Consider the following 12,919-nt stretch of genomic DNA (forward strand, 5'->3'; position numbering starts at 1 on the left):
CTGCCCGGATCGCGCCTGCCGCGGACCCGACGCTCGCGCCCCGTGGGCCGATCGGCGGCCTGCCGAGCCGCCATCGGGCAGCCAGGCCCCTGATCCCATAAGCGCGTTGCCCCGCTTCGGCGAGCCGGGCTGGCGCGGGGCCGGATACGTCGCGGCGCGCGATCAGGCGTCTGGGGCGTGCCAGTGCTGGTCCAGGTAGTGCTGGTGCGAGGGCATCGTCGCCACCGCCCGTGCCACCCCCTGCCTGACATCCTCGACATAGCGCTCCAGGCGCTCGGGCGGCATGTCGTCCACGATGGGGTGGTAGCCCGCGGGGATGATGCCCTGCCCAAGCATCACCTGGACCCAGCTGGGCAACGCGAAGAAGTCCTCGCCATTGCGCAGGTAGCGCCCGTCGCGCCGGAACAGCGCCATCGTTTCCCGTAGCGGTTCGGGGATGGACATCGTGCGGCAGGCCTCCCAGAACGGCGTGTCATCCCGCGCCGTGGCGTGGTAGTGCAGGATCAGGAAATCCCGCACCCGCTCATATTCGAAAGCCGTGTCGCGGTTGTACCGATCGACCAGCAGCGCGCTGAAATCGCGCGTGGGAAACAGGCTCAACAGCCGGCTGATGCCCGACTGCACCAGGTAAAGGCTGGTCGATTCCAGCGGCTCCATGAACCCGCTGGCCAGGCCCAGGGCCACGACGTTGCGATGCCATTGCTTGCGTCGCATGCCCGTGGTGAAGCGCAGCAGCCGAGGTTCGCCCAGGGCGGGTCCATCCAGGTTGCCCAGCAGGGTCGCGGTGGCCTCATCGTCGCTCAGGTAGGTACTTGCGTAGACGTGGCCATTGCCGGTGCGATGCTGCAGCGGGATCCGCCATTGCCAGCCGGCCTGGCGCGCCGTCGCGCGCGTATAGGGCGTGATCGGGTCGCGACGTTCGGACGGCACGGCGATGGCACGATCGCAAGGCAGCCAGTGCGACCAGTCCTCGTAGCCGACTTGCAAGGTCTGCTCGATGAGCATCCCGCGGAACCCCGAGCAATCGACGAACAGCTCGCCCTCGATGCGCTCACCCCGCTTGAGCGTGACCGAGGTGACGTGGCCATCGCTGTCACGCAGGCCCACGTCGACGATCTCGCCCTCGATGCGCTGGACACCACGCGCCTGGGCAAGCTCGCGCAGGAAGCGCGCATAGAGCCCCGCGTCGAAGTGATAGGCGTAGGCGATGTCGGCCAGGGGCGAACCCGCCGGCGCATCACGGTCACCCGGCGAAAACCGCCCCTGTGGCGCCATCACCGTCTGCAGGGAGTATTCGCCAATCGGCGCGGCGCGCCCGGCAAGGAACTGTTTCAACCAGAACTGGTGGAACGGCAGCGGCCCCATGGCGCGTCCGATCAGGCCAAAGCCATGCACGTAACGCTCGCCAAGACGCCCCCAATCCCGGAACTCGATGCCCAGCTTGGCCGTCGCCTGGGTGTGGCGGACGAAGTCGAGCTCGTTGATCCCCAGCATCTGCGTGTTGAAGGTCCGCAGGTGCGGGACGCTGGCCTCGCCCACGCCGACGATGCCGATCTCCTCGGACTCGATCAGGCGCACCTGCGCACCCTTGCCCAGGTAGGTCGCCAGAGCGGCGGCGGCCATCCAGCCGGCACTGCCGCCTCCGACGACCACGATGTTGCGGATACGACTGTCGTTGGGGTTCGAGTCCACTGATCTATCCCGCCATCATCGGGGCCATCGGTCACAACAATGGGCATTGTAAAAAAGACGGCCGCCATCGACTGGCGGCCGTCCGACATCACACGCGAAGCACCCGCTTAGAACTTGTAGGTCACACTCATGTACGCGATCCGCCCGGCGTAGCCGTTGGAGTTGAAGCGCGCCTTGGTGTCATTGCCCAGGTAGGTCCGCGTCTCTTCCTTGGTCACATTGAGGATGGAAGCCGCCAGACTCAGCGACGGCGTGAAGTTGTAGGCCGCGTTGAGGTCGATCTGGGTGTACGGCTCCTCGTAGACGTTCAAGCCACTGACCAGGCCATCGACCACCTCGCCGCGACGGTTGTACGAGGCCCGCAGCAGCAGGGCATTGTTCTCGTAGAACACGGTGAAATTGGTCTGATTCCGGGCGCTGCCCACCAGCGGCGACTTGCCGATCTCGGTGCCGTCCTCCAGCGAGACCGCCGCTTCGTTGGTCTTGTTGTAGGTGTAGTTGAACTGGAAGCCCAGGCCCATGTCGAGCGTGTGCTGGCCATACAGTTCCACGCCCTCGGAGACCGCGTCGCGGCCGCTGGCTGTGGTGGAATAGTTCTGCACCGTCACGGTTTCGCCACCCACCGTCTGCGAGACGTTCTGCACCACCGGCAGGGTGAAGTTGCTGACGTTCTTGCGGAACAGGCCCACGCCCGCAACCGAACCAGGGTGGAAGTACCACTCCAGACCAACATCGAACTGCGTGGCCAGGTAAGGATCAAGCGCCTTGTTGCTGCCCGAGCCATACCAGCCGGCCACATCGCCACCACCGATCAGACGCCGGTCGTTGACGTATTCCTGGCTGTAGTACTGCAGGCCGCCCGGTGCGGCGATGTCGCCGTAGCCAGGCCTCGACATGACGCGGGAAACCGCACCACGCAGGACCCAGTCCTGGGCCAGGTCATAGGCGATGTTGAAGCTCGGCAGACGATTGACGTAACTGCGATCCAGCGAGCTCACCGCGAAGGACGAGATATGGCCACTGGCCGGGTTGGTCTGGCTGTCAGGCAGCGTGGTGAAGCCACTGATGCAACCCGATCCTTCCGGCGCACCGGCGGCCGGCTGGTTGCCCGGGGCGCAGGGGAGCGGATTGCCGGCCGCGTCGTCGAAGAAGTAGTCGTTGTAGTAGTCGACGCGGTCGGTCGAATCCACGTGCTGATCGGTATGGACCAGACGCAGTCCGATGTTGCCGCGCAGGCGCTCGGTGCGGAAGTTGGCCTGGAAGTACGCCGCGTAAATCTTCTCGCCTACGTTGTAGACAAAGTTCGGCTCCTGCCGGGTCTGCATCGGCCCGTAGGTCTGGTTGAGGTAGTCGATGTAGCCCGGATAGTTGATCGCCGGGAACGCGTTGGTGTTGAAGGCACCGGCGATGTTGCCGATCTCATCGGCAGCCAGGAATTGCGACTGGAAGACCGAGGCATCCGGATCGCAGCCGGCCTGGAAGCGGCTGTCATAGTCGCTCGGATCGGCACCGTTGCAGACCCAGTAGTTGTTGCCGGTATTGCGATGGGTGCCGCCATCGCGATACTTCATGCCGAACTGCACCGAGTCCAGCCAGCTATTCACATCGCCGCGCCAGGTGAAATCCGCCTGCGCGAACTTCTGAAAGGTGCTGTTGCGCGTCCACGACGAGCCGGTCGAACCCAGGTCGATCTCGCCGATGCCGTTGCGCAGGTTGTCCATCAGTTCGGGTGACACGCTCAGCGACGGCGTCCCGGTCAGGTCCCACGCGGTGTAGTAGTTGCCCAGCGTATAGGCGCCGGTGCCGTTGAGCGTGGTGCCCGCGCCTGTCTCGGGGGTGGGCTTGCGCGGCTTGACCGGCATGGTCATCTGCAGTTCCGGACCGCCCTTGGCCCAGGTGCGGCCGCCCTTGAGGGTGATGTCCAGGCGCTCGCTGGTCCAGGCCAGCTCAATGTCCGCGGTCTGTGAGCGGGCCTTCTGTTTGTTGTACGAGCCGGTCAGCCACGGCGTGGGGATGGTGCAGTCGTCCGGGCCCCAGCCGCCAGGCGGCATGCCGCCGGCGGCGGCCGCGTCCTCACTGCAGTAGTAGGTCTTGCCCTGGTGCGCGCTGTACTGCGCCCCGGTCACCACCGTCCCGCTCGGATCGAAGGTCAGGCCGTCCAGCAAGCGCCCGCCCGGCCAGTTGCCGTCGCCCGAGTACCGCGCCAGGTTCCATTCCGGCACCGACAGGGTGTTGGTCTGCGAGTCCTGGTCCAGGTCGAAGCGGAAGTAATTGCCGGTGATGGTCAGGTTGTCGGTTGGCTTGAACTGCAGCGTGATCTGGCCGCCCTTGCGCTCGCGCTCCTCCTTCTCGGACTTGAAGTTGACGACGTTGGGCATCATGAAATCGGTGTAGGAGCCACCGTTCTGGTCGTTGAAACCGGACTGGCCCCACCAGTAGCTGTCGAAGTTGGACGGATTGCCGTTGACGTCGGTCGCCGGATGGGTCTCGCTGTCCTCGCTGTACCAGTTCCAGGCGCTGGTGTCGACGCCCAGGGTGCGCGTGGTGCGCTTCTGGCTGGTATAGCCGACGAAGACGCCGAAGCGGTCTTCCTTGTCGTGCCAGGAGTACGAGCCGGAGAACTGTCCATCGACCTTGTCGCTGGTGTCGGCCCAGGTCCCTTCTGCGGACACGAAGCCGCTGTTGGACTCCAGCTCCAGCGGCCGGCGCGTGTGCAGGATCACTGTGCCGCCGATGCCGCCTTCGTCCAGGCGCGCCTCGGGCGTCTTGAACAGTTCGGCGCCGGACAGCATGTTGGACGGAAGCAAGGTGTAGTTGAACGAGCGGGTGGGGTCGCCGTTGGACTCGGCGGTCGCCACGTAGTTGCCGTTCAACTCGGTCAGGGTCAACTCCGAGGACAGGCCGCGCACACTGACGTTCTTCCCCTCGCCACCGTCGCGGGTGATGATCACGCCGGGCACGCGCTGCAGCGCGTCGGCCACATTCTTGTCGGGGAACTTGCCGACGTCCTCGGCCGTGACCACTTCCACGATCGCGTTGGCGTCGCGCTTCTGGTCCAGGCTCTTCTCGATCGAATAGCGATAGCCGGTGACGGTGATCGCATCCAGATCGGTGGCGCTCTGTGCGGTCTGCGGTGCCTCGGCCTGCTGCGTGCTGTCGACCGGCGACGTCGACGTGTCGGACTGCTGCGCCCACGCCGCGCATGGGCTTGCGCACAAGGCGCCAATGGCGACAGCCAGCAGACGGCGCCGCGGTGACGATGCGTAACTCATTGCAACTCCCCTCTCCAGGTTGACTGACGTTGCGCCGGCAACCGGCTTTGGCCCCACGCCGCCTTGGCATGGCGCCCCAGGCACGGAGGCCGAGCGCGTCTTTTAAATCGTTACAAATTGCGTGACGTACTAGTAACACGGCGTTAGCGAAAAAATCATGTTGCTACGCAGCAATCCGCGTAATCATCGTTTCCGGACTCACTTTGAACCGGTCTCGGAGCGAGCTCCAATGGGGCAGAAAGCGATTTCTGCTCCAAGGACTTGTGCCGACGAAAGGTCCCTTCTGCAGCGCAATCGTTTGATCGAATGCGCAAAAATCTGTCTGTGAAAACGGCCGCTAGCACACGAAAGCAGGCGTCGGTCCAGCCGCGCGCATGCGGGGCGCAACCGTCCTGACCGACCGCACCAAGTTCCCGGCCAGCGTGCCCAACTGGGAAAACAGATCGCGCCGTAACTTGTATTCAAAATCTAAATCGTTATAAATCCAAGTCCCAACGGGGAGCCACGCCGGCCGCAGTGCGCACCGGCCCCATCGCATTGGAGCGAACACGATGGACTACACCACTCATAGCGGCCCGCGCCGCGAACACCGCGCCGCATCCTGGCGCCACGGCGCCCTGCTGGGCTGCATGCTGGCGCTGGCCGCGCCGCAAGGCATGGCCCGATCTTCGTCATCTGCGGCAGACCTGCCCGCGCAGGTCAACACCTTCATCGGCACGCGCGACGAGGGCAATACCTTTCCCGGCGCATCGGCGCCCTTCGGCATGATTCAGGTCAGCCCGATCGGCTCGCACTACGCGGGCTGGCGCGACGGCGACGAGCGCATCCGCGGCTTCGGCCATTCCTTCCTGTCCGGCGCCGGTTGCTGGGAACAGGGCGGCCAGGTCTCCGTGCTGCCGGTCACCGGCACGATCGGCCCAGGCGGCGACTTCGATACCGCCAAGACCGATGTGTTCGATCAGACCAAGTACGGCGCGCGCTACGCGCAGACTGGCTCCACCGGCCAGGCCGGTGACTACCGCGTCAAGCTGACCGACTACGGCGGCATCCAGGTGGAAACCACGGCGCTGACCCGTGCCTCGGGCGAACGCTATACCTATCCGGCCTCCGCCGGCGAAGGCCACGTGCTGATCAACGTTGGCCAGGCCAACCAGAAGCACCGCGTGATCGGCAGCGAGGTCCACGTGGTCGGTGATCGCGCAGTGGAAGGCAAGATCACCACGCTGAGTTTCTGCGGCGGGCACCAGTACGCGACGTGGTTTCGGATCGAATACAGCCGCCCCTTCAAATCCTTCGGTGTCTGGGGCCAGGCCGGCGGCACCCCGGGCGCGCGCGACAGCATGGAGAGCGAGTACGAGCCGCTCAACGGCGCCTGGGTGAGCTTCGATACGTCCAAAGACAAGGCCGTCACCGCGATCACCGCGATCTCGCACGTCGACCAGGCCGGCGCGCGCGCCAACCTGCGCGCCGACGGCATGCAGGACGGCAAACTGCGCCGGTTCGATCCGATGCGCGAGGCCGCACGCGCGCAGTGGCAGCAGGCGCTCTCGAAGATCCAGATCGACGGCGGCAGCAAGGATGAGCGCACCGTGTTCTACACCGCGCTGTACCACGCACTGCTGCAACCGACCACCGGCAACGATGCCGACGGTCGCTATCGCGGTTACGACGATGCGATCCACGAGGCCAAGGACTGGACCTATTACGAGTTCTTCTCGCTGTGGGATACCTACCGCTCGCAGAACCAACTGCTGGCCCTGATCGAGCCCGAGCGCGCGCATGACATCGGCCGCAGCCTGCTGGCCATCGATGCCCAGAACGGCTGGCTGCCACGCTGGGGCTACGCCAATTTCGACACCAACACCATGACCGGCGACCCGGTGACGCCGTTCCTGGTGGACCTGTGGCGCTATGGCGCGCTGAAGGGCCTGGAGCCGCAGGCGTGGAACGCGCTGCGCAAGAACGCCTGGGGCGTGCCGCCCTTCCAGGCGCGCTCGGAAGGCCGCGCGGGCAACGTCAACTACCTGGAGCACGGCTTCGTGTTCTTCGACCGCACCTTCCCCGCCAAGGGCATGGATGTGGATCCGCAGAACGGCGGCTCGGCGACGATGGAATACGCGCTGGGCGATTGCGCGCTGTCGCTGATGGCCGGCTCTCTTGGCCACGACGCCGATGCCGCGACGCTGCGCAAGCGCGGCGGCAACTGGCGCAGCGTGTGGGATCCGGACCTGCACGAGGCCGAATCGGGCTATCAGGGCTTCCCGCGCCCACGGCTGCGCGACGGGAGCTGGTTCGCGCCGCCGACCGGCACCTACAGCCCGCGCTCGCATTACGGCTTCCACGAGGGCACGGCCTGGCAGTACCAGTGGCTGGTGCCGCAGGACATCGACGGCCTGGCCCAGGCCATGGGCGGACGCGCCGCGATGGGCAAGCGCCTGGATGACTTCTTCGCCTACGACCAGCTGGTGGCCGATCCGCTGCATGCGGCACGCAAGGCCTGGGTGGGCGGCCCGTACAGCTACTACGGCCAGTACCGCTACAACCCCAACAACGAGCCCACCATGCACGTGCCGGCGCTGTACAGCCTGATCGGCCAGCCGTGGAAGACCGCCACGGTGCTGTCCGCCGTGCAGACGCTCTTCACCAACGCGTCCAATGGCGTCACCGGCAACGACGACTTGGGCACCATGTCGGCGTTCTACCTGTTCAGCACCCTGGGCATCGCCCCGCTGATGCCGGGGACCGGCGACATGCTCCTGCACCCGCCGCGCTTCGCCAGCGCCCGGATCGACCTGGGCAACGGCCGCACCCTCACCGTGCGCGGCGACGGCACCGCCGGCGACGCCAGCCCGCGCTACGTGCAGGGCGTGCGCTTCAACGGCAAGCCGCAGTCGGCGGTGTGGATGGACGTGGACGTGCTCAAGCAGGGCGGCACGCTGGACTACCAGCTCAGCAGCACGCCCTACCCGCATGGGTGGGGCACGTCCGAAGCAGCCGCCCCCGCGGCGGCCTGCCCGGTCGGTTGATCCGAAAGGCCGGCGTCATGCGCCGGCCGCTCCCTTCATCCATGGAGCGCACCATGATCGATGCCACGCGCGCGACACGCGCGGCTGCACGCAGATTCACCGCTTTAGGTCATCGTCCCGCATTCGCGGTGCTGGCCCGTGCCCTGCTGGGATGCCTGCCGCTGACGCCATCGGGATCGGCGCTGGCGCAGACGATCCCGAAGGATGCAGTCGATCTGGCCGATCCGCTGGTGGGCACCGCGCCGCTGGATCGCCCCGCACTAATCGGCAATGCGCCACCGCCCGGCGAGGCGCTGTATTCGGGCATGACCTCGCCCGGGGCCCGCCTGCCGCACAGCGCGACCGAGGCCGCACCGGTCAATGCCAACCTCGACTTGAGCTATCCGGCGGGCGTCCCCGAGCCCTACCACTATCCCAACCCGACCATGTTCGCGTTCACTGGCGGCGGCGGTCCCACCTACGGGGGGCGTGCGCAGCCGATGATCATGCCGGTGGTCGGCGACTGGAGCGTGCCGCCGGCGTACACCCCGGCTTATTACGACAAGCAACTCGAGACCGCCTCGCCCGGCTACTACGCGGTGACACTGGACACCTTCAAGACCCGGGTGGAACTGACTGCCACGGCGCGCACCACGCTGATGCGCTTCACCTTCCCCGAAAGCCAGCGCTCGAACGTGATCGTCAACCTGCGCCGCGACGGTGGGCAGGTAGAGATTGTCGGTGACCACACCCTGCGCGGCGTCGCATCGCCACACGGCGACCGCGAGCCGACCGAGGGCCGTTACTTCGTGGCGGAGTTCTCGCGTCCGTTCTCGGCGTTCGGCAGCTTCCACGCCAACCCGGACGACCCGGGCTGGGGAATCGGCGGCAAGACGGTGATCCCCGCCGGGCACAACGCCGAGGGAAACTACGCCGGTGGCTATGTCACCTTCCAGACACAGGCCGGCGACCAAGTGCTGGTGAAGCTCGCGCATGGCCACAGCTATGCCGAAGCCGAGCAGCGTCTGCGCGAGGAAGACCCAGGCTGGGACTTCGAGCGCGTGCGCGGCCAGGCCCGCGCCGCCTGGGCCAAATTGTTCGACAAGGTGCAGGTCAGTGGCGGCACGCCCGCGCAGCGCAGGATGTTCTATTCCACGCTGTTCCAGTCGTTCGCCAGCCCGCGCCTGATTGCCCGCACCGGCGAGCGTTTCACCGATGCGGCAGGCAAGGAGCGGATCGCCACCCACAACCGCTACGGGCCGGTGCCGTTCTGGGATACCGGCCGCAATCAGATCGTCCTGATGATGTTGCTTGAACCGGACGTGGTGCAGGACGTCATGCGCTCGGAGCTGGAGATGGCCCAGGAACAGGGCTACATGAACACCTCGTTCCACGGCGACCACGCTGTGCTGCTCTACGACGGCGCATGGCAGCGCGGCATCGCGTTCGACTATGCAGCCGCCTATCCCTACCTGCGCAAGAACGCGACCGATCCCAAGGGCCCGCGCCACTTCCTCCACGAATACGACACGCAGGGCTGGATCGCCGACGTCGTCCCGGAAGGAAATCCCAGCCCGCCCTACGCCGGCGGCAAGGCAGGCGTGGCGACCACCCTGGAATACGCCTGGGACGACCATGCGCTGGCCAACATCGCCAGGCGCCTGGACCGGCAGGAGGACGCGCGGCGTTTCAGCGCGCGCGCGGCGAACTATCGCAACGTCTTCGACGCCTCGACCGGATTCATGCGCGGCAGGACCGCCGACGGCACCTGGATCTCGCCCTTCGATCCGGGCGAGCCGTACTACAACTTCATGATGAAGGAGGCCTCGGGCTGGTCGACGCTGTGGCTGGTCCCTCACGACGTGCAGGGCCTCATCGACCTGCTCGGCGGGCGCGAGGCCTTCAACGCCAAGCTTGATGCGTTCTTCTCCACGCCCTACACGCCCAAGGGCATCTGCCGCGACTGCACCGGCCTGATCGGACAATACGTGCACGGCAACCAGCCCGACCAGCAGGCGCCGTATCTGTACGCCTGGAGCGGACAGCCGTGGAAGACGCAGGCCCTGGTGCCCCGCACCCTGACCGACATGTACGGCAGCGACGCCAGTGGCAACGGCTATGCGGGCATGGACGACCAGGGCGCCACGTCGTCGTGGTACGTGCTCAGCGCGATGGGCTTTTATCCGGTCGATCCGGCCAGCGGGGTCTACATCATCGGCAGCCCGGTGTTCGACGACGTCCGGCTGCGCATGGGCAACGGCAAGACGCTGGAACTGGTCGCCCGCAATGCCTCGCCAGCTCATCCCTACATCCAGTCGGCCACGTTGAACGGCAAACCCTGGACCAAGCCCTGGTTCCGCCACAGCGACATCGCCAACGGCGGTCGCTTCGAGTTCGTCATGGGCCCGGCGCCGAATACACACTGGGGCGCCGCACCGGAGGACGCGCCGCCCTCCATGTCGCAAGCCACGCACTGAGTACGCAGCCGCAGCCCGGCGAGTCACCCGTGCCGGCCCGGAGGCTACAATGCCGGGCTTGTGCGGGCCTATAGCTCAACGGTTAGAGCAGGGGACTCATAATCCCTTGGTTCCAGGTTCGAATCCTGGTGGGCCCAGATTGCGGCGTCTTCCCGCGTTATTGCGTGGCACCTTCCGACGCCGCTTCCGCCTCTTCCTCGATCTTTTGGCGCAGGCGACCGGCGCGCACCAGGATCGCGGGCGGGCGCGTTTCTTCGGGAATGCTGAGCAGGCGCAGCCGGCGCAGGAACTGCCCCGGGCCGCGTGCGGAGGTCAGGGCCACGATCGGGATGGAGAACACCAGCCCAATGATCACCGGCGACATCCAGGCCAGCAGCGCCGGTGAGACGAAATACGCCGCCGCGCCCATCATCACGCCGAACAGGGACAGACCGCCGTAGCGCAGGGTCAGCGTGGACCACGGCATGGAGCCGTCATCGCGACGCTGAGCGTCCCAGCCCGAATCCTTGCCGGCCAGTACCTCGGCCACGCCGCGCGACTGCACGTACATGACGATCGGCGCCATCAACGCGGCCAGCACGCTTTCGATCACGATGCTGACGATCATCCGCGCCGCGCCGCCGCAGCCACGCCGGACCTTGCCATCGGCCAGCACCGCCAGATAACCCATCACTTTCGGCGCAAACAGGGCGAACATCGTCGCGCCGAACACCCAGACAATGCGCTCGGGATCGAGTGAACGCCAATAATCGACCGGCGAAAAATGCGCCAGGTCCTGCAGGCTCACCAGCACGCCCGACTGGTCCAGCGGGATCGCGATGCCGATCAGCATCATCAAGGCCCACATCGGCGCGGTGAGGTAATGGCCGATGCCGATCAGGAAATGGGTGCGGCTGATCCAGTGCATGCCGCGGGTCGGCAGCACGCCCACATGCTGCAGGTTGCCCTGGCACCAGCGGCGGTCACGCACCAGCAGGTCGGTCAGCGACGGCGGGCCTTCCTCGAAGCTGCCGCCCAGCGCCGGCGTCATGTGACAGGCCCAGCCGCCGCGGCGGATCAACGCGGCCTCGACGAAGTCATGACTCAACACATGACCGTTGAACGGTCGCACACCCTCCAGCTCGGGCAGGCCGCAGTGATCGGCAAACGCCTTGGTGCGAATGACGGCGTTGTGCCCCCAGTAGTTGCTCTCGGTGCCGTGCCACCAAGCCACGCCATGGGCGATCACCGGCCCGTACACGCGACCGGCGAACTGCTGCATCCGCGCGAACAAGGTGCTGCCGTTGACGATCAGCGGCAACGACTGGATCAGCCCCACGTCGGGGTGGGTTTCCAGGCCCCAGGCCAGACGTACGATGGTGTCGCCGGTCATCAGGCTGTCTGCGTCCAGGATCAGCATCTGCGGATAGGCGCCGCCGAAACGGCGCACCCATTCGGCGATGTTGCCGGCCTTGCGCTCGCGGTTGTCCGCGCGATGGCGGTAGTACAGGTTCGGCGCGCCGCCCAGGCGCTCGCGCAGGCGGTGGAACTCGGCCACCTCCTCCATGCGGATAGCGCCACGCGTGGTGTCCGAGAGGATGAAGAAGTCGAACTGCTCCAGATGCCCGGTCTCGCGCACCGACTCGTAGATCGCCTGCAGGCCGGCCATCAGGCGCTGCGGCTCTTCGTTGTAGGTGGGCATCAGCAGCGCGGTACGCACGGAGGGCGCAGGCAGCGGATCCTCCGGACGCAGGCCCAGGCGGCGCCGGCGGCGGGTGACGATCAGCATGAACCCGGCGAACGCACTGACGAAGGACAACGCCACCCAGGCAAACAGCAGGGTGAAGAACGCGAGGAACACCACCTCCAGGACGCCGAGCCCATCGGTGGCCATGACCCGCATCATCTGGAACAGGCCCGCCAGCGTGATCGCCGCGGTGCCGCCGAAGATGTAGATGCGCCGGGCGACCATGTTCGGCGGCGAGGACGGCATCGGGGGCGTTTTCAGCTTGCCTTGGCGCAAGGACTGGACCGGCATGTCCAGCCGATGTTCCGGCGGCATCTGCTCGTAGGCGCGGGCTTCGTCGCTGACGGTGATCTCGACCTTGGGGCCGATGCTGATGGGTTGGACGACCCTCACGCGCGTGCGCTCCGGCGCAATGCCGGCAAGTCCGCATGGACGGAAAGTGCTTGCAAGGGCGGCGAGAGGAAAGCCGGGAGAAAGTTCAAGGCAGTACGACCGGATGCAGGGGCACGCGGCACAGAATACAGGCGAGCAAGGCCGGACTGCATGGCGGCGCGAACGGGACCAGCCGCGCCCTGCACGGCGGTCGCGGCAGGCTGGGCGAACCCTCGCGCGCCCGGGCTGACCGCTTCGGCGCCCTGCGGAAGTTCATGGGACGACACGCATTCTCCAGATGGGGGAGGCAGGAGTGCTGATCGAGCGTACGGCAGCGCGTGTGAGCGGCAGGACACGACGCGAATCGCAGGACCA

5 protein-coding genes and 1 tRNA gene are annotated in these 12,919 nt (G+C 66.4%); 3 read left to right on the forward strand and 3 right to left on the reverse strand.

Annotated elements, in window-relative coordinates:
• Positions 1 to 162: 162 nt before the first annotated feature.
• Together ACORQU_RS03000 and ACORQU_RS03005 are read right to left on the reverse strand one after the other, a co-directional pair.
• Entirely contained in the window at positions 163 to 1,692 is a 1,530-nt protein-coding gene (locus tag ACORQU_RS03000) for a tryptophan halogenase family protein (RefSeq protein ID WP_491643333.1), read from the reverse strand.
• Positions 1,693 to 1,799: 107 nt separating this feature from the next.
• Positions 1,800 to 4,964: a TonB-dependent receptor gene (locus ACORQU_RS03005; protein WP_491643335.1), complete on the reverse strand. Its 3,165-nt coding sequence runs from the start codon at positions 4,962 to 4,964 to the stop codon at positions 1,800 to 1,802.
• 551 nt (positions 4,965 to 5,515) lie between these two features.
• On the opposite strand from ACORQU_RS03005, the gene ACORQU_RS03010 reads away from it, so the two are divergent.
• The 3 genes from ACORQU_RS03010 to ACORQU_RS03020 all read left to right on the forward strand — a co-directional run bounded on the left by ACORQU_RS03010 (position 5,516) and on the right by ACORQU_RS03020 (position 10,583).
• Positions 5,516 to 7,990, forward strand: a complete 2,475-nt coding sequence (locus tag ACORQU_RS03010; RefSeq protein WP_491643337.1) for a GH92 family glycosyl hydrolase — start codon at positions 5,516 to 5,518, stop codon at positions 7,988 to 7,990.
• Between the two features lie 53 nt (positions 7,991 to 8,043).
• Positions 8,044 to 10,446 carry a GH92 family glycosyl hydrolase gene (locus tag ACORQU_RS03015; protein WP_491643339.1) on the forward strand — a complete coding sequence of 801 codons (2,403 nt, stop codon included), beginning with the start codon at positions 8,044 to 8,046 and terminating at the stop codon, positions 10,444 to 10,446.
• Positions 10,447 to 10,510: 64 nt separating this feature from the next.
• A tRNA-Ile gene (locus ACORQU_RS03020) sits at positions 10,511 to 10,583 on the forward strand.
• 20 nt (positions 10,584 to 10,603) lie between these two features.
• Here ACORQU_RS03020 and mdoH read toward each other — a convergent pair.
• Positions 10,604 to 12,547, reverse strand: coding sequence for a glucans biosynthesis glucosyltransferase MdoH (gene mdoH, locus ACORQU_RS03025; RefSeq protein ID WP_491644935.1), 1,944 nt, complete (start codon positions 12,545 to 12,547; stop codon positions 10,604 to 10,606).
• Positions 12,548 to 12,919 lie beyond the last annotated feature (372 nt).

The organism is Pseudoxanthomonas sp. JC1303 (assembly GCF_058448525.1).

What these genes read in the sequence shown, in the direction of transcription:
- ACORQU_RS03005 (WP_491643335.1), bottom strand. Translation starts at nt 4,964, where the DNA reads ATGAGTTACGCATCGTCACCGCGGCGCCGTCTGCTGGCTGTCGCCATT.
- ACORQU_RS03010 (WP_491643337.1), top strand. Translation starts at nt 5,516, where the DNA reads ATGGACTACACCACTCATAGCGGCCCGCGCCGCGAACACCGCGCCGCA.
- ACORQU_RS03015 (WP_491643339.1), top strand. Translation starts at nt 8,044, where the DNA reads ATGATCGATGCCACGCGCGCGACACGCGCGGCTGCACGCAGATTCACC.